Genomic DNA, 21,481 nt, shown 5'->3' with positions numbered 1-21,481 from the left:
GCAAGAGCGTTAACGCCTCTTTCTGCTATACGCCTTATATGATTCCGTCTCCCCATCTATAAATTCAACATTGTAGATTCTCCTATCCAACATTTCTAAAAAGTCAACTTCAAACCCTTCCTTAGGTCTGATGACTTCATCGTCGTCAACTTCTATTTCAATGTTAGAACTGCCTGCATAGTATATGATTTTAGACTTCTCGATATCGTGTATATCCTCACGTTGAGAAACAGCGAAAACCAGCCTTGCTGCTCTCTTGTACTTTGTCACGACATCGTAAATAGTGTCGAAGTTTACGAATGCTAGCGAATCGCTTAAACTTGAAATTTTCTCAAGTGCTTTTCTGGTAACTTCTTCATCAGGCAGAACCATCGACTCAAATACACGAGGGCGTAGGATGTAGGCAACACCATTAATGCAAATAAAATCGAAGTCGTTGTCTAGTTTGAAAAATTCATCATTGACAACCTCAATCGAATCATCAATAAATCTTACGATTCTGTTTTTGTTTTTCAGTAGAGACTTGAAGTAGGAGGCTCTTCTAATACAGGACGCTTGGTTTCCGTGTGTGTCTGTAAAATCAACCCTGTAATACTGTATTTTTTCCTTGGGTATGTCTGCTAGAAAGATGTTGTCTTTTGGGGTTTCATCAAATATTGCTCCGACGAGAGGGTACTCGGAAACGTTGACTTTGAACCTGTCTTTTTCTCCGTATTTTTCTGAAATCTCGAACTCTAATGTTGAGTCGATAGGGTCTGGGAACTCGGTTAGCGTCGCCTGAAGGCATTCTCTTAAAAGCCTTTTTACGTCCTTGTCAGTAGATACCTTGTATAACTCTTCTACTTTTTTTCCATCAGTGTCATAATCTTCTGTTTTGATGGAAAACGTGATGTTTCTCATGCTGTTAAGGTCTAGGTTCATTTTTACCCCGCGTCTAAGAAGAAAAAATTGCTTACTCTTATTGGATATGTTGTACCACTATTCAAAGTTTCTTTTCTGCTTAATAGTGCGACCCTTTCTCCCTCCTTTGTCGTTACCGTATAAACTTTGTATCCAGCCATTGCAAAAAATATGTTGGCGTAATACAGCCTTAGATGTATGAATAAAAATATCACTAGCATGAAAACTAAAGAAAAGAGCAAAACGCTACGCGGCGAGTCCAGATCTGATTGAAAAAGAGGAACCAAGACTGCGAATAGGTATACAAGCAAATGATCCCTGCTATCCTCAATTTTGCATATATTTAGAGGTGAAGAGTCTTGGTTTCTCTTAGCCACCTCCATTCTACGAAAAACAAGTGATGTTGAAATGGCTATGACTAGTAAGCATGAAGTTATCAGCCATAAATCGGAGATTAGCTCTGACCCTTTGGCCATTATTAATATAAATAGCGGCGACAAACTGCTAACTGCCATCGAAAATCGAAGAAAAAGAAAAGGCTCTCTTGGCTTTCTAACCATTGGTCAGTCCTCTTTCACTACGCAGCTTTTAGCGCCAGCCTGCTTATCGGGAAAAGCGCGTGAGACTCCCATTGATCAAGTTCAAAGAGTGCCACAACCCATACCGCTCTCCAAGTAACCCTATCATCTCTAGTCCAAAATCTCACATCGAGGCTTTCCCCTTTCTCTTCTTTCAGCCAAGCCCGTATCGATCGCGGCGTTGGCAGGCCGGCGCGGCGGTATGGCCAGGTTGTCTCACTGTGGTGGTAGAGGGCCGCCGCGCAGAGATGCCGAAGCGTCTCAAGATGCTTTGCGGTAGGCCTACCCTTGCCTTGACCAGGAAATCGAACGCCATCGGACATGAGCTTCCGGTACAGGGCTAACTCAACCGTCTCACGGTCTCCATTCAGCTCTTGACGCGTAAACGGGCCAAAGCAATATCGGGCAAGGGCCGCCAGATGCGGCGGCAGTGATTCAACCGCACTGATCACCGCTCCAGCTTCCAGGCCATGGACAATCCGCCAGCTCTGATCTCGGGCAGTCTCCTGAATCTCCGCTCCCATCCTGGCACGCTCAATGGCTGCGGACATAATTGAGTCACGGCTCGTGCGGTATGCGTCAAACACCATCTGCCTGGCGGTGGCGTATCTCATGTGGCGCTCCGAAAGTGTTGCAATTTGTCTCGTTTTTTGATCGTCAGACGATGCCAATGACTTCCCTTGCCTCGACGATGGTCAGGCTGCCGGTGGCATATGCTCCGGTATCGATGTAGATGACGTTCCCGAGCATGGCAGGCAGGTCCACGGGCGTATGGCCAACGACGACGTAGTCGATACCGCCGACCTTCTGATCCGACATCTCGGTCACCCTGGTGCGGGACCACACCGCCTTGTCGATGTCCTCGTCGCTCCAGTGATCCCCAGGCTCGGCATGCACCAGGCCGATCGTCTTGCCGTAGAGGGTCTCGATGGTGCGCTTGACGGGCAGATGCTCGAGGGCGGACTCCATCAGCAGGCGGAGCTCGAAGGCGTTGTGGTCGTACATCCAGTTCCCGCCGTTCGCGAACCAGAGATCCTGGCCTCGCCCCTCGATCAGCGCAGACGCCGCCATCATCTCGTGGTTGCCCAGCACCGCGTGGAACCAGGGCTCGAACACCAGGCTGAGGCAGTTCTTTGACTCAGAGCCCCGGTCGATCAGATCCCCCACTGAGAACAGGCGATCGATGTTCTTGTCGAAGGCCACCTGGTCGAGCTGGTCCTGCAGGAGCTCCCACTGGCCATGGATGTCGCCAACGAAGAAGTCGCGGCCGCTGGTGTTCGCTTTGTGGGTCACGTTGTACTGGGGCGTCATCACTGCTTCCTCGGCTTGTTCACGTACCGGGAGTCCCGGGGCTTGTCGTTGTGCTTGTCACTCATGCCGGCACGATCTCCACCGTGACGCCATTGGGGCCGCCTGGCTGGTGGATGGCTGGCTTGATGCAGAAGTCCGCGACGAATTTCGGCTTGTCGTCCTCCAGGACGCCGGCACACACCAGGCCGTCTTCGATCAACTTGGCGGTGTAGGAATAGTTCCCGGTGTCACGGATCGAGGAGAGCTTGTCGTGCTGAGGGCGGAAGATCAGGCTCACCCGCTCTTGGAGGACGCCCAGGCCGGCGTGCTGGACAGCATTGGCAACGTAGAGCCTGGCCGAGTCTTTGTCGGCCTTGCGGTGGCGCCAGTGCTTGCCGGCGTAGATGTCGTTGGTGCTGGGCCCCATGAAGGGGATGAACAGGGTCAACACTGGGCGACCTCCTCAAACTCGCCGTGAGCCTTGTATCTCGTTGCAAGTCATAGCGCTCGGATCCTCCCGTTGATGGCGAGCTCTTCGATGGTGGCCAGGATGGCCGTGTCCATCTCTTCGCGACGTTCGGCGAGCGTCATGTGCTTACCGTTGTCGATGGCGTGGTGGCAGGCCGGGCAGAGCGCGGCAACGAGGCAGTCGCTGGCCTTCATGCTGGTGCCCTTGCCCTGATTGCGGTGGGCGGCCTGGATACCGTGTGCGCCGCAGCGCACACAGTTATCGATGGTGTGGACGGCTGCCAGCCAGTCCGCAGAGCGAAAGGGCTGCAGGCGAGGGCGGAGCATCATGCGGTCTCCTCCTGGGGCATCAGGTCCACCATCCGCTCGACCTGCTCCGGCGTGCATTGCGGCCAGTAGGTCTCGGCGATGTACCGGCAGAGGTTGCGGGCGAGCTGATAGAACTCGGCCTGATCCATGCAGTCGTAAGCGATCGACTTCGGCTGGCGGCTCACGAGCTCTCCCATGCCAGGCACCGGGGTGCGCGTCTCGTCGCAGCCGTGGCCGCTGTTCATCTGGAGCTGCTTGATCGCCTCGTGGGCGGTGCAGTCGCGGTAGCCGTCGATGTTCTCGCGCACCAGCGTGCCCAGGGCATGCACCAGACGGTGGAATCCGTCATTCCTGGGCTTGGTAAGATCGCTACGCAGCTGCTGGCCTACGCGGATCTTGCGCTCTCGGAGGATCGACCTGTCGGCGGCGGACGCCGGCACCATGGCGGCAACGGTCTCGCCGGTGGCGGGGTCGATCAGTTTCTTGACGGTCAGGTAGACCGGCTGTCGCTTTGCCTTGGCTGCCATCAGGCTTTGCCCTCCATCAGGTCGACCATGTCCGGGGCGCCCTCGACGATGCCGCGACTACGCCCCTTGCCCAGGAGTTCACGCCCCACCAGGCGTAGCTGGCCGACGCGGGACAGCTCCCAGCACCGGCAGTACACGCTGGCGAGTTTGATGCCGGTGATCTCGCTGATCCGGTGCCGAGTCATCGGGCCGAACCAGCGCAGGGCGGCCAGGATTTTGCTCTCGTGGTCACGAAGACCGGCCTTGGCGGCCATGGCCTGGTAGGCCTCACGCACACTGCTCACGGGCAACCCTCCTCAAGATGTCCTGGATCTGGCGACTGGTGCGCGGCACCTTGCCAATCTGGCACCCACGGCACACTTTCAGGCGCACCGTGTGACCACCCTCGTATGCCGTCATCTGGCTCTCGGCCACCCAGTGGGTTCCCTGGGCGCAGTAGGCAATGCCGTACCCTCTGCGCAGACTCATGCGTCACCTCCCTCGGCTAGGGCGGCCACGATCTCGAGGTAGTCGTCGGCGATGACATGCTCGGTGGACAGCCACCGGTCGATGGTGCTCTTGGAAACTTTCAGGATGTCAGCCATGCCATGGCGGGTGCCGGCCTTGCTGTAGGCCTTGCGAGCCAGGCGGCGACGAGTCTCGATCTCGCCCTCGGGACACTTCTCGATGGGCAGCGTCGACCGCAGGCGGTGCTCGTTGGCACGGCTCGGCTTTCGCTTGACGGGAGTCTTTTTCGCGCGAGTCAGACCAGGGAAGAACTCCACGGGTGAGCGGTCCCCACGCTCGAAGTCGGTGATTTTCATTGGGCAACCTTTTTGAGAAACAGCGTGCGCTTCATGCATCGTGAGTTGCGATCCATCTGGCGCTGACGCCAGGCGAAGTACGACGACGGGTTGATCTCCTTGCGCATGACTCTTGAAACCCAGTCCGGATGGACCCTGGTCTCGTACTGCCTGGAGAGCTCTTCGGCGATCTCACGCTGCGTGCTGTCCAGCAGCATCATGTCGATGATGTCGTCGATCATGTGCTGGCGGTGGGCCTGGCGGCCCGCCTTTCGGCCCTTGGTGATGCCCAGGTAAGCGGCTTTCGAACGGATGGCACGGTCTGTCTTGGGCGGCCCCGGCAGCTCCTTGCGGATCCGGGAGACCGGCCATCCCTCCTTGCCGTAGCGCTTGGCGAGGAAGTCGAGCGCCTCGCGAGACCAGAACGATTCTCGATGGCCCGCGCCTGGCAACTGCCGTCCCACTGAAGTTCCCATGCCTATGCCGCCCCCTGGTCTTTGCTCTTCATGTGCTCGATGACGCCAGCCAGGCTGTCGGTGGTAATCCTCTGTACCGCCGTACCGTTAGCCACTCCCTGGCGGCCGCCCTCCATGACTCGCAAGGCACGCTGCTGGTCACCGATGACGGCGATGTCTTTCCCTGGCAGGCTGCCCCGAGTGTGCTGGCCGATCAGTGTGTTCTGCTGGGTAGCAGCGCCGGCCAGGAACGCGGGCCAGGAGTCTGGGCGGTGCACGGCATAGGCACGGTACTGCGCCTCAAAGCGCTGTCGGAGCCACACCATGTCCTTCTCGCTTTCGATCATGGCCACCTTGGTCCAGCCTCCTATGCGCTCGATGGCGGCATGGATCAGCGGATCGTCGAAGCACACATCGCGGTAGTGGCCAACGCTCCGAATAGCTCGCTCGACTTTGGCCCAGGCCTGCAAGGTTCGGCTCTGGCTATCACCCCGAGCGAACTTGATCACATCGCCAGGCTTCGGCGGGAATTGGCCAGTGTCCGGGCTCTGGATGTGCAGTGTCAGGGCCCGCCGGATCTCACTCAGATCGAGTTGCTCGAGGGCGCGGAACACCAGTTCGATGGTTCCCGGTGTGACGCTGCGGTTGTAGATCTCCTGCGCCTGGCTCCACACCTCGGCGAAGGCCTCAAAGTCGTGTTCAGTCATCACCAATACCCTCCCTCGGCGTCGAGCAGGTCGCCCACGTCTCCGGGACTGGCCTGTCGGCGTGCTACGGCTTCACGGATGGCCTGCTGGTTGGCGGCGTGAAGCCGCTCGGCTTGATTCATCTCGCTCCCAGGGCGTTGCTGGGTGCTGAGCCGGCGAGCCAGCCAGTCAGCCTTGACGCCCTGCCAGCCAGCGAGCACAGCCTCGTCCAGCGCTTGATCAGCCGTCAGCCCGGGGATGTTTTCGGCGGCGCGGATGGCTTCGTCGACGTTCAGGTTCAGTGCGCGCTGGGTCAGCGGTTTCTTGAGCGCCTTGCGGTGCTCGATGAACCCCTGGACTGCCTCGACAGATACCTCGGCGGGCAGATTGCTCAGGTCGAGCCTGCTCGGCTGAGTTTTTGGCTTCTGGTGAGTCGTCTCCGGCTGCGGTCCGACCGGATCGGAATTCAGGTTGGTTTCGTCCGACGTTCCTTCCCCCTCGACCGAAGGGAGAGGGGGTATGTCTTTACTGTCTTTATATGTCGGGCGGTTATCACCCGACTGAGTGGGGCGGTTATCACCCGACTGGGGCGTTTCTTCCTCGGATTCCCGAGTAGGGCGGTTCTCACCCGACTCGATATCCTTCCTCTTGACTCGACGCTGCGCCCCCCGGGGCTTCTCCCACTGGCTGTAGTCTTTGTTCAGGCTGATCGGAGAGCGACTGCCGGCCCTAACCAAGATGTGTCGACGAACGAGCTCGGCAACGATAGACCCGCAGTCACTGCTGTCCAGGCCTGTCCATTTGGCAAACGTTTTCCCAGTGATCCGAGCTTCTTTCTTCTGATACCCGTAGGTCAGGCGAATGACGGCATCAACGACGGCACGCTCATTTCCCGTCATTCTCGACCGGGCAAGCGCCTGATGCAGCTCGTTGGCGATGCGAACAAACCCATCCTCCACTTGCGGACTCCTGCCAGCCCTATCAGGGCCTGGCGATTGGCCGTCATCACGACGGTCGGGGAACTGGATAATCTCTGCTGTATCGGTCATAATGCACCTTGCCTTGTTGGAAAAGCCCGGGATTGGTTTGGTCGCCTTCCGGGCTTTTTTGCGTCTGGTCTTAGGCCTACTGGGGCCTCGTAAATCGATGGCCGGATTTACGCGCGGCCACCCTCCATCACCATGAGCTCAGGCACCCGACGCCGAAGGGCGTACAGCTGCCCTTGAACGTCGTTTAAGCAAGCCTCAAGCACTACATCCTCTACGCTCATGCGCCGGGCAGCTGCTTCAGCCTGGGCGGCCTCCTGAGACTCGGGCGACATGCGTGCAAACACCCGCGTCAGTGAATCGCGACTGATCATCGCGGACTCCTTGGCCCTATCAGGCCGACTGAGATTGATTAATACTGTTGGAAGAGAGCTGACGTTCGGCCATCTCGGCCAGGAGGCATTCGAGCTCCTGCAGTTCTTCCGGCGGGGGTGCCTCTCCGTTGGCCAGCCTGGCGAGGAGGGCTTCGCGACGCTGACGCATAACGTCGAGCCCGAGCATCGTTGCCTCATGCACCAGCGGGGCTAGCCGGCCCCCGTGGCGCATAGCGGCCTCTGCCTGGATTAGCTCAAACTCGTCATCGGTGAAGCGAGGCTTGACGAGATGCTGAAGATGTTCGCCTTCGGGCTTACAGCGACGATCACTGAGGTGTGAAAGCATGGATACAGTTCCTTCTTCTGAACCAGAGATGTCGCGGCCTTCGCAGGCAGGCGGATGGGATTGGTTAGGCGACGCACCGGCTCCGCTGTCCGATCAGCCGCTTTTCGAAGGCGGAGACGACAGAGCCATCCTTGGCAACCACGACATACACGTCAGAACTAGAGCGGATCATTTGAGAAATACGGCTCTGGGTGACGCCGATCTGACGAGCCGCTTGCTCTTGGGTGCGGTCGTTCAGGAACTCAGCCAGCGGGATCTCATTCATGTTGGCTACCTGCCTAAAAAGCTATGCCATGAATAGTAGCAGCGCTCATTTTTATGAGCAACAAAAAATAAGCTCAGGTGTTTGCGAATCCATTAGCGCTACTTCTAAATACGCAGGTATGAACTCATCAAATCGTTCCCCACTGACCCCTGAGCAGCTTGATGAAGCCAAGCGTCTGAAGGAGGTCTATAACCAGCGGAAGGCTGAAGCGAAGGCGCGAGGTGACAAGCTGACTCAGGACGAGGTAGCCGCTCGCTGTAACTGGGGCGGGCAGAGCGCAGTAAGCCAGTACCTGAACGGCAAGATCGCTCTCAACCTTGACGCTCTGCTGAAGCTGTCGCGCGCACTCGATTTTGAGCCGTCTGCTGTGAGCCCTCGTCTGGGCAAATTCATGCCGTCGCCGAGTCAGCAAAACGTCGAAGAGGTGCAGGCCCCGCCCCAAATCTACCGGTACCCTGTGGTTAGCTGGGTAGTAGCTGGGAGCTGGGCTGAGGCAGTCGAGCCGTTTGAACCGGGATGCGCGGAAGAGTACATGGAGACGACCTACCACGCGCCGGACGGCGGGGCCTTCTGGCTTAAAGTTCGAGGCGATTCAATGACAGCAGCTGTCGGCACTAGCGTCCCAGAAGGGTCGTGGATATTGGTGGACACCTCTTTAGATGCTCGCCCTGGCGATCTGGTTGTGGCCAAGCTGACAGATAGCCAAGAGGCAACATTCAAGCGCCTGGTAGAAGATGGCGGGCGCCGCTACCTCAAGCCTTTGAATCCGGCCTACCCAATTATCGAGATCAACGGCAACTGCACCCTGGTTGGCGTTGTGAAAAAGGCCATGCAAGACCTCTAGCGCGAATTCATCCAGTTCAACCCGCCCAAGTGGCGGGTTTTTTATTGCCTAAACATCAGCAGGTTGGCACAAAATGAGCAGTCCTTGCGCAAAAACATTAGCAGGACTGTTGACCATAAAAATGAGTGCTGCTAATTTTAAAGCATGGACAGGGCAGCAGCCCACCACAGGCCACCTGGCCACGCTCTTTAACAATACAGCCCCGAGGAACGCCGTAGCGGTGATGAGCCGCGACAGCCGGACACGGGTATCCAATGCAGGCCCAGTGGAGAGATAACGCCTGCCGCGAGAAATCGCTTTCGAATAACGCCGGCCCACCAGGGCGTCATCTGGTGGGCATCGAAGATGGCTCTATGGGCCAACGGTAGGCCGCCTGCTTTGGGCAGGAGCCAGGCAAGGCACCAGGGTAGCTCCTTTGGTGCATCCTGGGGCGAGTGCACGCGTTGTCCTGGTTCAAGTCCAGGTAGAGCCATCTTCGATGCGGTGCAAGCGCCGACTAGCTAAGTCGGAAGTGCTGGTGACACCACGGGATAGGCCAAAAGTCCCCGTGCCGCTGGAGGCATCCGGCCATCGCATCAATGAATAACCAGGGGAGGGGATTGAGATGGGCATGACCATGACCGACCCGGTGGCCGACCTCGACGACGACCCCAGGGTTGTCGAAATGGCCAGGCTGATTGCTACCGGAGACATCGACCGGAATACGGATGCCAGCCATGTCTGGGATTTGTGCGGTGAGAAGGTGGGCGACGAGGATCTTGTCTGCCGGATCTGCGCCGCGTATCACAACGGCCGGCATGACGAGGCTGCTGGTCTCGGTGCTCGAATTGCCGAGCTGGTCTTCGAGTCGGCCGCCGAGCTGATTGAAGACAAGACATAAGGCCTGCCGCCTGGGCCTCAACAGGCGGCATCGGAAAGGGCTCAGCAAGAAGCTGCAGAGCACTTCCCGATGCGTCCTGCATCGTTCCCTGCAATTCCCTGCGTATTCGCCCGGCCCCCCCTGCCGGGCTCTTTTTTTGGGAGATCGCATGGCTACTCGATACATCATCCGCGAGACGCCTGAAGGGCGGCCCGTGGTTCCCCGAGTTGATCTCGGACTTCACACCAGTAGGAGGGCCGCCAAGGCAGCTGCCGCGCGGCTCTCCACCCCAACAGACATCTACCCCGTGAGGAGGTCTCATGCACCGCGCAAGCAAGCTGGTACAGGCTGAGCTGCGGGCCCAGAACAGGGCTCGCGGAAAAATCATTTCATCCCCGGCCAGGCCGGTCATTGGATGCCGAGCGGCAGAGCCGAAGGATCCGGTCAACCAGGCTAGGTGTGCCGAATTCCACGCCCGGTGGAACAACCAGAAGGAGCCCCTCCTGCAAATCTGGAGGGCCCGGTGAATCTGTTCTTTCTCGTCGACTGGCTGCCGGTCGACCACACCCAGCGCGAAGCGGCCATGGTGGTCTGCTTCACCTTCCTGATCCTGTCCGTCCTCATCCTAGCGCTAGCCATGATCGTTGTTCGAGAGTTCATCGATATCTCCGACGAGCTGAACGAACTGGAGGAAGAGCAGGGCGACAAGAGGAACGACCCATGAATCTCGACAACCTAAACGATCTTGCTGAACGCATCAGCAATGAGCTCGACCTTTACACCTCGGTTTGCGTCATCCGCCACCGGCGATTCGAGGGGCGCCCAGGAACGATCAATGTCGAGCTCTCCGTGATGGATCATCGCAATGACAACAAGGTTCGCTGGTTCCAGAAGCCGGCCGCTGAGATAGAGCTGCTTGAACAGGAGGTTCGGAAGTGGCTGGCCGAGCGCGTCGGGGTGGCAGCGTGAACGCCCCGGTCAAATGGCCCAGCACCAAGGGCCCCGCAGAGCCGATAGACCACCTGATGGCTGACGACGAGGGAGCTGCCAGGGAGTTCGTTGACTGGCTCATCAAGCACAAGAGCGACGAGCTCGCCTACACCATCATCGATTGCTTGAGGCACCCGCTGATCAGCGCCGCCGCCAAGCAATGGAACGAGGAGACGAAGCAATGCGACACCTGATCATCATCCTGGCGACGGCCGCCGTTCTCGCTGGCTGCAGCGCCAAGGGCATCGACACCGAATATAGCCACCAGCACGGCTATGACGCGATGCGCAGCATGATCCACAGCTCCAGCTCCGCGCGCAACGGCATCGACTAGGAGGTCGGCATGGGCGACATGGGAGAGTACTTCCGCGACCACCGGGAACACCACCGGATTCGACGGGAGAGGAACCTGGAGAACGCCGACCCTTCCGGGTGGACGCAGCACACCGAGTACCACTGGTCTCGAGAACTCAATGGAAGCCGGCTCGATTACTGGCCGAGCAGGAGGCGCTTTCGCTACCAGGGAAGGACGCACACCGGAGACGTCGAGGGGTTCATCAGGAATCGCGAGCAGAAATGAAAAGACCCCAGGCGACGGGCATCGATCTGGGGCCGAGGACAGAAGCACCACACAACTATCCACGCATGGAGAGTACACCATGTCAGAGCAGACTGAAAATCAGCAAAGCGCACACCTGGCGCTCTGGGAGAGGGTCAAGACGACACCTCCCTCCGCCACCAAAAACGCCAACATCAATGGCCAGAAGATCACCTCGATCGACACCATGCACCTCATCCACCTGGCGACCGCTCAGTTCGGCCCCATGGGGATTGGCTGGGGCTACGAGATCGAGGACGAGCGCATCGACGAGGGCGCCCCGATCTTCAGCCCCAAGGGCGAGTCCATCATCGGCCACGAGCTGACACACACCATCAAGCTGTCCCTTTGGTACAAGTGGGGCGGCGAGAAGGGCCAGGTCTCGCAGTTTGGCCACACTCGGTACGTCTACAAGACCTCCAAGGGAACCTTCATGACCGATAACGAGGCCCCGAAGAAGAGCCTCTCCGACGCCATGAAGAAATGCCTGTCCCTACTGGGCTTCGCCGCTGACGTCTTCACCGGCCTGTTTGACGACAACACATACGTCCAGGCGCGCCGCACCGAGGAGAGCATCAGCAGGGCGGATGACGCCGAGGCCGAGATCCAGAAGTACCGCGATGAGTTTACGGACTGGGTCAACCGCCACCGCGAGATGCTCCGCAACAAGATCCCCTACAAGCGCAGCATCAAGCTTGCACTGGATCAGGCACTGGCGCGGCTTCCAGACAAGGCGTCGCTGGCCAGGGTGGAACACGGCAGGGCTGCCCAGCAGCTGAGAGATGCCGCCCAGGAAGGGTTCGATCGACTCGATCGCCAGCGCCAGGAAGCCCAGCAGGACCAACATTCCGAACAAGTAGAGGAGCAGGAAAATGTCTGAACTCAAAGCCATCTCTGTCCCCCAGGCGGGGGACATCACCAAGCTCTCCGATATCGACGCCAAGCTGGCGGAGCTGCGCGAGACCTACGCCGTCGTGCCCGACTTCGACACCAAGGAGGGATACGAGGAGGGCAAGAAAGCGATCGGCGAACTGACCTCCCTGCGCACCGGCACTGACAAGGCGCGCCTGGCTATCACCAAACCTCACCGAGACTTCGTCAAACAGGTGAACGACTTTTCAAGCTCCCTGGTAAAGGAAGTCGAGACCATCGAGAAGCCTTTCCGTGATGCCAAGAAAGAGGTCGACGAGCGCAAGGAGCGCGAGAAGGAAGAGCGCATCGCCAAGCTGCGCGACCGCCTGAACAAGGAGGTCACCGCGCTGCTGGACACCGCCGAGGGTCTGGATTCTGACGGCATCGCCGGCCTGGTCGGCATGGCCGAGGAGATCGACATCTCGAACTACTTCGATATCACGAAGGAAGCCGAGGACGAGAAAGCCCGCGTCATCCACCGGCTGCGCGAGATGCACAGCACAGTGCTGAAGGACGAGATGCTGTCCGCAGAGCGCGAGGAGCTGCGCCGCGAGCGTGAGGAGCTCGAGAGGCTGCGCGCCCAGGTTGCGGCTCAGCCTGAGCCAGCAGCAGCGCCTAAGCCTGTCGCTGAGCCGACCCTCGAGCCGGCGCCTGCCGAGCAGATCGAAGCAATGCCGTATGACGAGGCCCTCGAGGATCTCGCGGCCGCCGGCCTGGGGTACACCGAGGCGGTCGCCGTTCTTGACGCCATCACCAGCGGCAAGGTCCGCCACATCAAAGCCTGGCTCAACTAAGGGAGGCGAGAAACGCCATGAGCAAACTGATAGAGCAAGACCTCCACCGCGTTATGCTTCGCCTTCCGAAGGACGTGATCGAACTGATGAAGCGGCACGGCCTGATGCTGGGCGGCGGATTCATCCGGGAGATCGTGGCTGGCCTTCCGCCGAACGATATCGACCTTCTCGGCCCTACCGTGGATCGGCTCAAGCTGGCGGCAACCGAGCTGTACCACAGCCGCAACAAGCAGGCCCGGGTGCTGGAGACGAAAAACGCCATTACCCACGTCGCCCCGCCTCGGACCACCGTCCAGTTCATCACACGGTGGAACTTTGACGACCCGGCGATGCTCATGAAGTCCTTCGACTTCACGGTCTGCCAGGCCGTCGTCTACTGGGTTCCCTGCGAGGGTTCGGATGCCGGTGGCTATTGGGATTCGCTGGTGTCCGACCGGTTCTATGCGGACCTGGCGTCACGCCGCCTGACTTACACCTCGCCGAATCGTCACGAAGATGCCGGGGGCTCGATGCTGAGGATGCGCAAGTTCCTGGGACGGGGGTATCACATCGATGCGGACAGCCTGGCAGGGATCATGGCGCGCATGACAGTGAAGATGACCGACCACAGCAACTTCGACTCGATCAGGAATGACGAGGAGGGGCAGGCGCAAGTGCTTCGCGGCCTGCTTCGGGAGGTCGACCCCCTGCTTGTTATCGACGGCATAGAGCCAGTCGACGTTGAGCATGAAGGACTGCCGTCGTAGCCGGCAGAAAGAAAACGAGAGAAGGAGAGTGCAATGGCACGCGGCGTCAACAAGGTAATCCTTATCGGCAACCTCGGGCAGGATCCCGAGGTTCGGTACACCCAGAGCGGCTCGCCTGTGGCCAATCTGAGCGTGGCCACCAGCGAGGTCTGGAAGGACAGGCAATCCGGCCAGAAGCAAGAGAAGACCGAATGGCATCGAGTGATCCTGTTCAATCAGCCGGCTGAGATCGTCCAGCAGTACGCCCGCAAGGGCTCGAAAATCTACATCGAGGGACGACTGCAGACGCGCAAGTGGCAGGATCAGAACGGCCAGGACCGCTACGTCACTGAGGTCATCGGTCGCGACATCCAGCTGCTTGACGGACCTCCGGGGCAGCAAGGCGGCGGATACCCTCAGCAGGGTGGCCAGCAGCGTCAGCAGGGCGCATATCAGCAGCAAGGCGGGCAGCAGCAGGGCCGCCCGATGACAGGCCCTGATGGCCGACCGGACACGGCGCAGCGCAACGAGGCACCGGCCAACCGGGCGGGTCAGTTTGGTGCGCCGGATCCAGGGAGCTTTGACGACTTCGACGACGAGATCCCCTTCTAGCCAGACGACAGCAGCACGACAGCGCGCCCAATTCGGGCGCGTTTTTGTTTGAGGACATGACCATGGCAGACGCCAACGATCGCGATGCGTTCCACGAGCAACTGATCGAACGCATTGAGCAGCTCGAGGAAGAAAAGCAGGCGCTGCTCGACCAGCTCGAAACCTACCAACAGAAGGAAGCCGAAGATGCTGTTTAAGTCCCTGTGCCTATACAAAGCCCACTGCGAGCCGCCGGCCGACACGGAAGCCCTGGAAGAGGCCGTCTCCTCCCAAGTCATTCGTCCCCTGGGCGGATCCGAGGCCCGCCGCATTGGATGGACGCCGCCGGCTGGACGCGGCACCAGCCTATTCTGTGTCCGACCTCCTGGCCACATCATCCTGTCAGCCCTGCGCCAGGAGCGGATCCTGCCGGCCTCCGTCGTGCGAGAAGAGGTCGAGAGCCGGGTCGAGGAGCTCGAGAGCAGCGAGGCACGCAAGCTTCGTCGCCAGGAACGCATCGCCATCAAGGAGCAGGTCTACGAGGAGCTGCTACCGAGGGCCTTCATCAAGACCGCGCGCATCGACCTCTGGTGGGACATCCAGCGAGGCGTGGTCGGCATCAATGCCACGAGCCGGTCCTCTGCCGAGCAGGTGCTGGACCTGCTGCGCGAGACCCTGGGCAGCCTGAAGGTCACGCCGCTTGCCACGCAGACCCTTCCGATGCGGGCTATGACGACCTGGCTCAGCGATCCCGGAAGTCGGGCGGAAGACATGGTGATCGGCGACCAGGTCGAGCTCAAGGCCAAGGGCGACGACGGCGTCATCCGCTGCCGCTACCTGGACCTGGACACCGACGAGATCCAGCAGCACCTGGATGCCGGCCGGCAAGTGAGTCGCCTGGCAGTAGCCATCGACGGCCAGGTGTCGTTCGTGATCGAGTCCGACCTCCATCTGAAGTCCATCCGGTTCGACGACCAGTTGATCGAGGATGATCGCCAGGAACTGGAAGACGACTCCGAGGCGGCGCGCTTTGAAGCCGACGCCATCCTGATGACCCAGACGCTGCAGCACGCTGTCGATCGCCTGGTGGACTGGATGGGCGGGACGACCAGTCCTGACAAGGCATCGTGATGCGAATGATCTACCTCTTCTGCGGCTTCCTCCTGGGAGCCGTCACCGTCTCTGCGGCCAAGAGCCTGGCCGTAGTGGTCCCCGCCATCATCGGCCTCGCCGTTGTCGCCGGGTACATCCTCCGCAAGCGAAAAAGGAACGCATAACCGTGACAAAGCACCACATGATCATCGCCATCTCCGCCGCCCTGTCCTCTGTGCCGGCGCTGGCCGACGACATCACCATCACCACCGGGTATGTCGGCGGCAGCTACCACAACGTGCTGGGCAACAACCTGGGGCAGATCCTGGGCGAGCGCGGCCATGACGTCACCCTGCAGGAGTCGGCCGGCAGTATCGAGAACATCGAGCGCGTTGCCTCCGGCGATGCCCAGCTCGGCTTCGCCCAGGCCGACGCGGTGGCTTTCTGGTCTGATCGCAACGCCGGCGCCAACGTGCAGATCATCGGAAGCCTTGGAAGCGAATGCGTCTATATCGCCGCTGGCGAGCACTCCGGCATCGACGATGAGGATGACCTGGAGGAAGGCGTGAAGATCGCCGTGGGCGACCAGGGCAGCGGATCGGCGGTGTCCTGGCAGTACCTGCAGCAGCTGGAAGACGACTACCAGGAGACCTCGACCTATTTCCGGGGCGGCGTCCTGGCGATGTCTCAGGTAAAAGGCGGACAGTTGGATGCGTTTCTCTGGGTAACCAGCCCGGAGAACCTCGATCACAAGTACCTGCGCGCGGCACTGGCTGATGGATCAGGCATGAAGCTGATCGATGTCGATGACTACTCGCTCAACGAGGAGCTGTCGAATGGCGAGCAGGTCTACGAGTTCCGCGACGTGGTGGTCAAAGAGGGCACCTTCAGCGACACCGAGGTCGAGGTTCCCTGCACGTCGGTTCTGGTGATCGCCCGCGAGACTGCCAGCAGCACAGTGCTGGAGGACGTGGCCACCGCAGTGATGATGAACAGCAACCGCATTCAGGGGAAGTAGCGGTGCGGATGCTGTTGTCCATCTCGAGAATGCTCTCGACCACAGCCGCCCTATGGGGCGGCTTTTCTATCCCTCGCCACCAGGCGCACCCGAAACCCAGATACGGCAGCGTGAAGCGTCACCAACGCCGCGCCATGAAGTGCGCTGCTCGTCGTCGCGCGAAGCGCCTGGGGCACCACTAGACATCAAGGAGACGGTATGGCCGACACGCTAACCCATAACGACACGCGAGGCGCTAAGCGCCTGGCCTCACTCTGCCACATCCAATCGCTTCGCGCTGGTTGGTGGCACAACCCCGAGACCCTCGAGCCTCTGGATCTCACGCCTGAGCGTTTTGCCCAGAAGCTGTGCCTGATTCACTCCGAGATCAGCGAGGCAATGGAAGGTCATCGCAAGGGCCTGGCGGACGACAAGCTGCCTCACCGTGAAATGGTCGAAGTCGAGCTGGCAGATGCAGTGATACGCATCTTCGATCTCGCCGGCCGCGCCGGGATGGACGTCGTCGAGGCCATGGTCGAGAAGCTGGAGTACAACGCCCAGCGAGAGGATCACAAGCTTGCCAATCGCGTAGCCGAGGGCGGCAAGAAGTACTGAGGACGATGCCATAAGCAGGGCCCTGGTGAAGGTGGCGCGTTGCAAGGTGATGGCCCAAGACATCTCGTGATGGCATTTGGCGACGTGACGGCGCTGAATCATAGCTGAGCAGAGGCAAGGGCACTGTCCCTCATTCCATTCTCGCGGTAGAATCCACGCCAAATTATGGAGTACCTATGGCAAATTCGTTCGTTACACCTTTGCGCTATCCTGGTGGCAAAGGCCGGCTCGGCGCATGGCTATCCGAAATAATTCATAGTAACGGTTTAAGTGCCGGCACCTACGCTGAGCCCTATGCGGGAGGCGCTGGCGCTGCAATGTATTTGTTAATACATGGGCACATAGATAAAGTAGAGATAAATGACGTTGATCCTGTGATCTATGCTTTTTGGTGGTCTGTGATTAATGATACAGAAAGATTTGTAGATTTGATTCTACGAACACCTGTCACTATCGACGAGTGGAAAAAACAGAAAAAAATACTACTGCGAGAAGATATAGAAGATAAAACGTCGCTAGGTTTCGCTGCATTTTTTCTTAACAGGACTAATCGTTCTGGAATTATCAGAGGTGGCGTGATCGGGGGGCAGAATCAAGCTGGAAACTATAAATTAGATGCACGTTACAACCCTGAGGGTTTGGTGACGAGAGTAATGAATATTGCAGAAAGAAAGCAGTCTATAAAAATTAGCAACCTTGATGCATTAGACTTTGTTGAACGGCTGGCAACAAGAAATGATGTGCTTATATATCTAGACCCACCATATTACAAAAAAGGAGGGCAGCTATATAGGAACTCCTACACGCATTCAGATCATGTAAAGGTGGCGGATGTTGTCAAGAACATAAGATCACCTTGGATTGTAACCTATGACAATTGCTGTGAAATCACGAGCATATACGACTGGGCTAATTCTTTTGAATTCTCTCTGTATTATTCAACCCATATTAAAAGACCCGTAGGGAAAGAGGTCTGCTTTTATGACAACATAAGGATAGAAAAAGATTTGTATTTGAAGCGCTAGCCTCGTAACTTTTATTACGAGGCCGGCTTTGAAAATTATGTTAGAGATTATTTAGGTCAGTAGTTAATCTCTTGTGGACATCTAAGTAAACTTTCTTAAGAGTCTTAGTGAGCTCTTCATTAAACATACTTACGTCAGCAGGGTTTCTGGATATCCAAAGACAAAACGGGTTAGTGCTCTGTTTTTTTAACAGAGCTTGAATAGTATCAGTTTTATACAGTTCTTTGAAATCTTCCCTAATCGGCCTCCCTGTTTTGCATGACTCTATCTTGCTGGCTAAATCTATCTCATTGTTGTCTTCGTCAAAAGCTATATTCAATCTTCGGATGAGCTTTCTTGCAATCTGTGTAAAAGCATCTTTAGTGAACAATAGTTCATTCTTCCAATAGTCATCATCTTTAGGCAGCTCCATTAGTACTTTGAATACGAGCTGGTCGGGAGGGTAGCCACCAGGCAGTGACAAGCAGTTTTTATATTTCGCGACATTGGGGACATCGCCGTCAAAAACAACGATACTGTTTTTCGAAAATTCCTCGACCTTTTCCTTTATAAAAGCTCGATAGGCTTCGCTGCTAAGCTTTACGGTTTTTTTCAACGACAAATGTGATCTCACATCTCGCTTTCTTACGAGTTTGTCAAAAAAATCTGATGCTTCACGATCTTCGAAATAGACATTTATTTTTTTCCTTGACTTACTATTATGTGAAGAAAGCGCTCTGCTTTCCATGTCAGCAAGAATAAAATCCCATCCCCAGTTTGGCTTAGCAGCTACTTTTCCATACGCATTTGTTAGGTAAATTGTTTTGAAATTTTTTTGATCTCTATCTGAATAATATTTTACTGCATCTATCATGGTTGGCGAGTGCGACGTCATTACCACCTGAAGTGAAAGTGTTTTAGAGAACTCAGATAAGATTCTAATCAAATTCTTCTGTGCTGCTGGAAATAATCCAGCATCTGCCTCATCGATTAGTAGCAGCCCACCATGGTAGTTGGGATAATTCTCGCTGAGCTGTTTGAATGACAGCAACGCTAATACTAGTTGCCCAACGTTATCTTCTCCTACTGATACTGAGTCCTGGTCGTAGTCGTTTCCGTGGGCTACCGCTGATCTTAAGTCACCGTCGGTTGCTGTGGCTTTAACAATATCGCCTTTATTCAAGATGTCGCTGCAAAGCTCCTTAAACAAGCCATCGTTTGAGTTTAGGTAGTCGATATTTCGCTTTGAATATTCGACTCTTTGGCTAATCGGTATAAGTCTTGAAAGGCTAAGATAAATAACCGGATGAGTAACGTTTCTACTTGTATTGCCTGAGCCATGCGCAGCCGGAATATTCTTTCTTAAAACAGGCCGAGCTTTGCTTCTGTCGCTGGAGTCAGTAAGGCCAAGCTTAAGTCCATTTATCTCTCTTCTAAACGCCCCATCATGAACTGTGATGTCGATATCCATATTACCTGGTTTATCGTACTCACTAGAAAATCTGAAATGTTCTTTGAAAGCAGACTTGAAAGCTCTGTCGTTTAAGTTCTTATAATCTAGAACCTCGACAGGCGACTTAGAGTAATCCTTAGAAAAACTAAAAATCTGGGCTGCTATTCCCAGAATTGTCGATTTTGACGTTCCGTTCTTCCCGCATATCAGTGTAATGCGATCAGCAAAATCAATATCGATGTCGCTTAACCCCCGAAATATATTTATGTGGAAGCTTTTTAATCGGGTGACATTTTCTTTCTTTAGTGCCATTAAACCAGTTCCCTTGAATTTCGATATAAGGATGTAAGCTATAAAATATTATAATTTTTTAGTTAGATCTATTTAATTTCTACCACATTATTTAATATTTTGCTTGTTGAAGAGTGGGTTTGATTATTGAGTGCTTGAGTAGGATGTTAACTATTATTTTTTCTAGATCTTGCCAATGGATGAGTTTCCTAGGTATGACGATCTGGACACACAACACCACTTTTTTGCTATGAGCGCAAGCCAAAAGGGCGCCGCAGTGTGAACGAACATTGGCAAACGAGTGAGAGGAGAGGAGAGCGATAGAGGATGAGTGTGCACACAACTGTATGTGATCGAGAGCATATGAGGCAGGCAAAGACAGGAAAGCAACCATAGGAAGACATATGGATACAATCTTGGTAAGCGCCAAGAAGGCTGCGCAGCTGCTGGGTGTCAGTCTTCGCACTGTTTACCGGATGCTCGACGACCACGAACTGACCCCGGTCCCCGTCCGGGGGAGGAAGATGGTTCGAATGCGCGAGATCCGGGAGAAATTTGACGTAAAGGCCGAGCCTGCCGATGATCAAGAGGCGCTCGGCGTGAGCTCCGGCAGGAGGAACTCATGCCTCACAAAAGGAAGGGGTCACCGTACTGGTGGGTCCATCTCAGACCGCCGGGAGGCGGTCAGCCAGTTAGAAGGTCTACTGGCACGGCGGACCTGAAGGAAGCCAAGGCACTCGAGGGGAAGTGGAAGGCGGAGATGTTTCGCCAGGACGCCTGGGGCGAGGCCCCGGAGCGAACCTTCGCCCAGGTGGCCGTCGAGTATCTGACGGCCAACCAGGACGCCAGAAGCTTCGGCGACATGCAGCGGCGTGTCGCCAAGCTCTATGACTTCTTCGGTGCCGAGAGGTCGATGGATAACCTGTCGGGGCAGGATGTCCGAGACTTCATCAGCTGGCGGCGGCAGCCGGATCCCAAGACAGGGAAGACTGTGGCACCGGCAACGATCAATCGAGAGCTCGATGTTCTGAGCGCGATGATCAACCACGCTGTCGTCCAGCTCGAGTGGCAACTACCCAACCCTGTGAAGGGTCGATCCCTGAAAGAACCGAAGGGCGTGGTGCGTTGGATCACAAAGGCCGAGGCGGCCAGGCTGATCGAGTGCGCCGAAACCCTGAAGGATGGCGAGCGGGTGGCCAGTTTCATCACCTTGGCGCTGCATACCGGGTGCCGGATGAATGAACTGCTCAAACTGACCTGGCGCCGCGTCGACTGGCAGGGGCGGATGATTCGCCTGGAGCCGGAAGACAACAAGACTGCCGCGAGGCGGACTGTTCCCTTGAACGATGTCGCGATACAGGCGCTCCGGCGCCGAGCCGAGTCGGTGGCGACCTACTGTCCCGACAGCCCCTGGGTATTCGCGAAGCGCAATGGGGAGCGCTGGACTGCGCCGTGGGGCGGATTCCGATCGGCCTGCAACAAGGCTGGCATCGAGAACTTCAGGATCCACGACATGCGCCACACTTGCGCGAGCTGGATGGTATCCGAAGGGGTGCCGCTGGCAGACGTCAAGGAGGTGCTCGGGCATTCCACCGTCGTGATGACGGAGAAGTACGCCCACCTTGCTCCGCATAGGGCGAGGAGCGCGGTCACCACCCTGTCGGGTGAAGGCTGGTCACAATCTGGTCACAACGACAGACCGATGAATAATATCGAGTCGATGATCGGGAGAAGGAGAAGAGCGTAAGCT

The 21,481-nt window shown here is 56.9% G+C and carries 32 protein-coding genes and 1 tRNA gene; 19 read left to right on the top strand and 14 right to left on the bottom strand.

Annotated elements, in window-relative coordinates; all coding sequences use genetic code 11:
- Window positions 1-9: 9 nt before the first annotated feature.
- The 13 genes from C9F12_RS14535 to C9F12_RS14465 form a co-directional block, all read right to left on the bottom strand.
- The gene (locus tag C9F12_RS14535) at window positions 10-921 is read right to left on the bottom strand and encodes a Kiwa anti-phage protein KwaB-like domain-containing protein (RefSeq protein ID WP_108449340.1); all 912 of its coding nucleotides are present in this window, start codon (window positions 919-921) and stop codon (window positions 10-12) included.
- A gap of 1,214 nt (window positions 922-2,135) precedes the next feature.
- Window positions 2,136-2,789: a metallophosphoesterase gene (locus tag C9F12_RS14525; RefSeq protein ID WP_108449338.1), complete on the bottom strand. Its 654-nt coding sequence runs from the start codon at window positions 2,787-2,789 to the stop codon at window positions 2,136-2,138.
- Between the two features lie 61 nt (window positions 2,790-2,850).
- Window positions 2,851-3,219 carry a hypothetical protein gene (locus C9F12_RS14520; protein ID WP_108449337.1) on the bottom strand — a complete coding sequence of 123 codons (369 nt, stop codon included), beginning with the start codon at window positions 3,217-3,219 and terminating at the stop codon, window positions 2,851-2,853.
- Between the two features lie 47 nt (window positions 3,220-3,266).
- Window positions 3,267-3,566 (bottom strand): hypothetical protein, encoded by a 300-nt coding sequence (locus C9F12_RS14515; RefSeq protein ID WP_108449336.1) that lies wholly within the window; start codon window positions 3,564-3,566, stop codon window positions 3,267-3,269.
- Entirely contained in the window at window positions 3,563-4,072 is a 510-nt protein-coding gene (locus C9F12_RS14510; protein WP_108449335.1) for a hypothetical protein, read from the bottom strand. The genes C9F12_RS14515 and C9F12_RS14510 overlap by 4 nt, the downstream gene beginning before the upstream one ends.
- The gene (locus tag C9F12_RS14505) at window positions 4,072-4,356 is read right to left on the bottom strand and encodes a hypothetical protein (protein ID WP_108449334.1); all 285 of its coding nucleotides are present in this window, start codon (window positions 4,354-4,356) and stop codon (window positions 4,072-4,074) included. The genes C9F12_RS14510 and C9F12_RS14505 overlap by 1 nt, the downstream gene beginning before the upstream one ends.
- Window positions 4,340-4,540, bottom strand: coding sequence for a hypothetical protein (locus C9F12_RS14500; protein ID WP_108449333.1), 201 nt, complete (start codon window positions 4,538-4,540; stop codon window positions 4,340-4,342). The genes C9F12_RS14505 and C9F12_RS14500 overlap by 17 nt, the downstream gene beginning before the upstream one ends.
- Window positions 4,537-4,875, bottom strand: coding sequence for a hypothetical protein (locus C9F12_RS14495; protein ID WP_108449332.1), 339 nt, complete (start codon window positions 4,873-4,875; stop codon window positions 4,537-4,539). The genes C9F12_RS14500 and C9F12_RS14495 overlap by 4 nt, the downstream gene beginning before the upstream one ends.
- On the bottom strand, window positions 4,872-5,330 hold the full coding sequence (locus C9F12_RS14490; RefSeq protein WP_162816491.1) for a hypothetical protein: 459 nt from the start codon (window positions 5,328-5,330) through the stop codon (window positions 4,872-4,874). The genes C9F12_RS14495 and C9F12_RS14490 overlap by 4 nt, the downstream gene beginning before the upstream one ends.
- Before the next feature lie 2 nt (window positions 5,331-5,332).
- Window positions 5,333-6,016, bottom strand: a complete 684-nt coding sequence (locus C9F12_RS14485; protein WP_108449330.1) for a DUF6475 domain-containing protein — start codon at window positions 6,014-6,016, stop codon at window positions 5,333-5,335.
- Window positions 6,016-7,044 (bottom strand): replication protein, encoded by a 1,029-nt coding sequence (locus C9F12_RS14480; protein ID WP_108449329.1) that lies wholly within the window; start codon window positions 7,042-7,044, stop codon window positions 6,016-6,018. The genes C9F12_RS14485 and C9F12_RS14480 overlap by 1 nt, the downstream gene beginning before the upstream one ends.
- Window positions 7,045-7,374: 330 nt before the next feature.
- Window positions 7,375-7,701, bottom strand: a complete 327-nt coding sequence (locus C9F12_RS14470) for a hypothetical protein (protein WP_108449327.1) — start codon at window positions 7,699-7,701, stop codon at window positions 7,375-7,377.
- A gap of 64 nt (window positions 7,702-7,765) precedes the next feature.
- On the bottom strand, window positions 7,766-7,966 hold the full coding sequence (locus tag C9F12_RS14465) for a Cro/CI family transcriptional regulator (RefSeq protein ID WP_108449326.1): 201 nt from the start codon (window positions 7,964-7,966) through the stop codon (window positions 7,766-7,768).
- On the opposite strand from C9F12_RS14465, the gene C9F12_RS14460 reads away from it, so the two are divergent.
- The 17 genes from C9F12_RS14460 (at window position 7,965) to C9F12_RS14390 (ending at window position 18,008) form a co-directional block, all read left to right on the top strand.
- Window positions 7,965-8,810: a LexA family transcriptional regulator gene (locus tag C9F12_RS14460; protein ID WP_205254700.1), complete on the top strand. Its 846-nt coding sequence runs from the start codon at window positions 7,965-7,967 to the stop codon at window positions 8,808-8,810. The two genes, C9F12_RS14465 and C9F12_RS14460, sit on opposite strands and share 2 nt — an antisense overlap.
- A 347-nt stretch (window positions 8,811-9,157) precedes the next feature.
- A tRNA-OTHER gene (locus C9F12_RS22605) sits at window positions 9,158-9,282 on the top strand.
- A 138-nt stretch (window positions 9,283-9,420) separates the two neighbouring features.
- Window positions 9,421-9,690 (top strand): hypothetical protein, encoded by a 270-nt coding sequence (locus C9F12_RS14455; protein ID WP_162816490.1) that lies wholly within the window; start codon window positions 9,421-9,423, stop codon window positions 9,688-9,690.
- Between the two features lie 502 nt (window positions 9,691-10,192).
- The gene (locus tag C9F12_RS14445; RefSeq protein ID WP_108449323.1) at window positions 10,193-10,393 is read left to right on the top strand and encodes a hypothetical protein; all 201 of its coding nucleotides are present in this window, start codon (window positions 10,193-10,195) and stop codon (window positions 10,391-10,393) included.
- The gene (locus C9F12_RS14440) at window positions 10,390-10,638 is read left to right on the top strand and encodes a hypothetical protein (RefSeq protein ID WP_108449322.1); all 249 of its coding nucleotides are present in this window, start codon (window positions 10,390-10,392) and stop codon (window positions 10,636-10,638) included. Before C9F12_RS14445 ends, C9F12_RS14440 begins: the two co-directional genes overlap by 4 nt.
- Window positions 10,635-10,853, top strand: coding sequence for a hypothetical protein (locus tag C9F12_RS14435; RefSeq protein WP_162816489.1), 219 nt, complete (start codon window positions 10,635-10,637; stop codon window positions 10,851-10,853). The genes C9F12_RS14440 and C9F12_RS14435 overlap by 4 nt, the downstream gene beginning before the upstream one ends.
- Complete coding sequence (locus C9F12_RS22600; RefSeq protein WP_162816488.1) at window positions 10,841-10,993, top strand: hypothetical protein; 153 nt, start codon at window positions 10,841-10,843, stop codon at window positions 10,991-10,993. The genes C9F12_RS14435 and C9F12_RS22600 overlap by 13 nt, the downstream gene beginning before the upstream one ends.
- Window positions 10,994-11,002: 9 nt before the next feature.
- Complete coding sequence (locus C9F12_RS14430) at window positions 11,003-11,239, top strand: hypothetical protein (protein ID WP_108449320.1); 237 nt, start codon at window positions 11,003-11,005, stop codon at window positions 11,237-11,239.
- A 79-nt stretch (window positions 11,240-11,318) separates the two neighbouring features.
- Entirely contained in the window at window positions 11,319-12,137 is an 819-nt protein-coding gene (locus C9F12_RS14425; protein ID WP_108449319.1) for a hypothetical protein, read from the top strand.
- On the top strand, window positions 12,130-12,963 hold the full coding sequence (locus C9F12_RS14420) for a hypothetical protein (RefSeq protein ID WP_108449318.1): 834 nt from the start codon (window positions 12,130-12,132) through the stop codon (window positions 12,961-12,963). The genes C9F12_RS14425 and C9F12_RS14420 overlap by 8 nt, the downstream gene beginning before the upstream one ends.
- Window positions 12,964-12,980: 17 nt before the next feature.
- Window positions 12,981-13,709, top strand: coding sequence for a hypothetical protein (locus C9F12_RS14415; RefSeq protein ID WP_108449317.1), 729 nt, complete (start codon window positions 12,981-12,983; stop codon window positions 13,707-13,709).
- A 33-nt stretch (window positions 13,710-13,742) separates the two neighbouring features.
- The gene (locus C9F12_RS14410) at window positions 13,743-14,300 is read left to right on the top strand and encodes a single-stranded DNA-binding protein (protein WP_108449316.1); all 558 of its coding nucleotides are present in this window, start codon (window positions 13,743-13,745) and stop codon (window positions 14,298-14,300) included.
- Between the two features lie 62 nt (window positions 14,301-14,362).
- Complete coding sequence (locus C9F12_RS23055) at window positions 14,363-14,497, top strand: hypothetical protein (RefSeq protein ID WP_261392224.1); 135 nt, start codon at window positions 14,363-14,365, stop codon at window positions 14,495-14,497.
- The gene (locus tag C9F12_RS14405; protein ID WP_108449315.1) at window positions 14,487-15,410 is read left to right on the top strand and encodes a recombination-associated protein RdgC; all 924 of its coding nucleotides are present in this window, start codon (window positions 14,487-14,489) and stop codon (window positions 15,408-15,410) included. The genes C9F12_RS23055 and C9F12_RS14405 overlap by 11 nt, the downstream gene beginning before the upstream one ends.
- 148 nt (window positions 15,411-15,558) lie before the next feature.
- Entirely contained in the window at window positions 15,559-16,389 is an 831-nt protein-coding gene (locus tag C9F12_RS14400) for a TAXI family TRAP transporter solute-binding subunit (RefSeq protein ID WP_162816487.1), read from the top strand.
- A 198-nt stretch (window positions 16,390-16,587) separates the two neighbouring features.
- Window positions 16,588-16,983: a hypothetical protein gene (locus tag C9F12_RS14395; RefSeq protein WP_108449313.1), complete on the top strand. Its 396-nt coding sequence runs from the start codon at window positions 16,588-16,590 to the stop codon at window positions 16,981-16,983.
- Window positions 16,984-17,159: 176 nt separating this feature from the next.
- On the top strand, window positions 17,160-18,008 hold the full coding sequence (locus C9F12_RS14390; RefSeq protein ID WP_108449312.1) for a DNA adenine methylase: 849 nt from the start codon (window positions 17,160-17,162) through the stop codon (window positions 18,006-18,008).
- 40 nt (window positions 18,009-18,048) lie between these two features.
- Here C9F12_RS14390 and C9F12_RS14385 read toward each other — a convergent pair whose 3' ends face one another.
- Window positions 18,049-19,752 (bottom strand): AAA family ATPase, encoded by a 1,704-nt coding sequence (locus tag C9F12_RS14385; protein WP_108449311.1) that lies wholly within the window; start codon window positions 19,750-19,752, stop codon window positions 18,049-18,051.
- Between the two features lie 383 nt (window positions 19,753-20,135).
- Here C9F12_RS14385 and C9F12_RS14380 point away from each other — a divergent pair, with 383 nt between their 5' ends.
- A complete protein-coding gene (locus tag C9F12_RS14380; RefSeq protein WP_108449310.1) occupies window positions 20,136-20,453 on the top strand; it encodes a helix-turn-helix domain-containing protein in 318 nt (105 codons plus the stop codon).
- Between the two features lie 38 nt (window positions 20,454-20,491).
- Window positions 20,492-21,478: a site-specific integrase gene (locus C9F12_RS14375; RefSeq protein ID WP_108449309.1), complete on the top strand. Its 987-nt coding sequence runs from the start codon at window positions 20,492-20,494 to the stop codon at window positions 21,476-21,478.
- The last annotated feature ends 3 nt before the right edge of the window (window positions 21,479-21,481 follow it).

The sequence above is a fragment of the Halomonas sp. BN3-1 genome, assembly GCF_003056325.1.
In the GTDB taxonomy this organism is placed as follows: domain Bacteria; phylum Pseudomonadota; class Gammaproteobacteria; order Pseudomonadales; family Halomonadaceae; genus Halomonas; species Halomonas litopenaei.
This window is presented reverse-complemented; position numbering and strand designations above follow the sequence as displayed.

Excerpts from the sequence above, each read along its gene's own strand:
- C9F12_RS14535 (WP_108449340.1), bottom strand. The coding sequence starts at position 921 with ATGAACCTAGACCTTAACAGCATGAGAAACATCACGTTTTCCATCAAA.
- C9F12_RS14525 (WP_108449338.1), bottom strand. The coding sequence starts at position 2,789 with ATGACGCCCCAGTACAACGTGACCCACAAAGCGAACACCAGCGGCCGC.
- C9F12_RS14515 (WP_108449336.1), bottom strand. The coding sequence starts at position 3,566 with ATGATGCTCCGCCCTCGCCTGCAGCCCTTTCGCTCTGCGGACTGGCTG.
- C9F12_RS14510 (WP_108449335.1), bottom strand. The coding sequence starts at position 4,072 with ATGGCAGCCAAGGCAAAGCGACAGCCGGTCTACCTGACCGTCAAGAAA.
- C9F12_RS14500 (WP_108449333.1), bottom strand. The coding sequence starts at position 4,540 with ATGAGTCTGCGCAGAGGGTACGGCATTGCCTACTGCGCCCAGGGAACC.
- C9F12_RS14495 (WP_108449332.1), bottom strand. The coding sequence starts at position 4,875 with ATGAAAATCACCGACTTCGAGCGTGGGGACCGCTCACCCGTGGAGTTC.
- C9F12_RS14490 (WP_162816491.1), bottom strand. The coding sequence starts at position 5,330 with ATGGGAACTTCAGTGGGACGGCAGTTGCCAGGCGCGGGCCATCGAGAA.
- C9F12_RS14485 (WP_108449330.1), bottom strand. The coding sequence starts at position 6,016 with ATGACTGAACACGACTTTGAGGCCTTCGCCGAGGTGTGGAGCCAGGCG.
- C9F12_RS14480 (WP_108449329.1), bottom strand. The coding sequence starts at position 7,044 with ATGACCGATACAGCAGAGATTATCCAGTTCCCCGACCGTCGTGATGAC.
- C9F12_RS14470 (WP_108449327.1), bottom strand. The coding sequence starts at position 7,701 with ATGCTTTCACACCTCAGTGATCGTCGCTGTAAGCCCGAAGGCGAACAT.
- C9F12_RS14460 (WP_205254700.1), top strand. The coding sequence starts at position 7,965 with ATGTTGGCTACCTGCCTAAAAAGCTATGCCATGAATAGTAGCAGCGCT.
- C9F12_RS14465 (WP_108449326.1), bottom strand. The coding sequence starts at position 7,966 with ATGAATGAGATCCCGCTGGCTGAGTTCCTGAACGACCGCACCCAAGAG.
- C9F12_RS14455 (WP_162816490.1), top strand. The coding sequence starts at position 9,421 with ATGACCATGACCGACCCGGTGGCCGACCTCGACGACGACCCCAGGGTT.
- C9F12_RS14440 (WP_108449322.1), top strand. The coding sequence starts at position 10,390 with ATGAATCTCGACAACCTAAACGATCTTGCTGAACGCATCAGCAATGAG.
- C9F12_RS22600 (WP_162816488.1), top strand. The coding sequence starts at position 10,841 with ATGCGACACCTGATCATCATCCTGGCGACGGCCGCCGTTCTCGCTGGC.
- C9F12_RS14430 (WP_108449320.1), top strand. The coding sequence starts at position 11,003 with ATGGGCGACATGGGAGAGTACTTCCGCGACCACCGGGAACACCACCGG.
- C9F12_RS14425 (WP_108449319.1), top strand. The coding sequence starts at position 11,319 with ATGTCAGAGCAGACTGAAAATCAGCAAAGCGCACACCTGGCGCTCTGG.
- C9F12_RS14420 (WP_108449318.1), top strand. The coding sequence starts at position 12,130 with ATGTCTGAACTCAAAGCCATCTCTGTCCCCCAGGCGGGGGACATCACC.
- C9F12_RS14415 (WP_108449317.1), top strand. The coding sequence starts at position 12,981 with ATGAGCAAACTGATAGAGCAAGACCTCCACCGCGTTATGCTTCGCCTT.
- C9F12_RS14410 (WP_108449316.1), top strand. The coding sequence starts at position 13,743 with ATGGCACGCGGCGTCAACAAGGTAATCCTTATCGGCAACCTCGGGCAG.
- C9F12_RS23055 (WP_261392224.1), top strand. The coding sequence starts at position 14,363 with ATGGCAGACGCCAACGATCGCGATGCGTTCCACGAGCAACTGATCGAA.
- C9F12_RS14405 (WP_108449315.1), top strand. The coding sequence starts at position 14,487 with ATGCTGTTTAAGTCCCTGTGCCTATACAAAGCCCACTGCGAGCCGCCG.
- C9F12_RS14395 (WP_108449313.1), top strand. The coding sequence starts at position 16,588 with ATGGCCGACACGCTAACCCATAACGACACGCGAGGCGCTAAGCGCCTG.
- C9F12_RS14390 (WP_108449312.1), top strand. The coding sequence starts at position 17,160 with ATGGCAAATTCGTTCGTTACACCTTTGCGCTATCCTGGTGGCAAAGGC.
- C9F12_RS14385 (WP_108449311.1), bottom strand. The coding sequence starts at position 19,752 with ATGGCACTAAAGAAAGAAAATGTCACCCGATTAAAAAGCTTCCACATA.
- C9F12_RS14380 (WP_108449310.1), top strand. The coding sequence starts at position 20,136 with ATGGATACAATCTTGGTAAGCGCCAAGAAGGCTGCGCAGCTGCTGGGT.
- C9F12_RS14375 (WP_108449309.1), top strand. The coding sequence starts at position 20,492 with ATGTTTCGCCAGGACGCCTGGGGCGAGGCCCCGGAGCGAACCTTCGCC.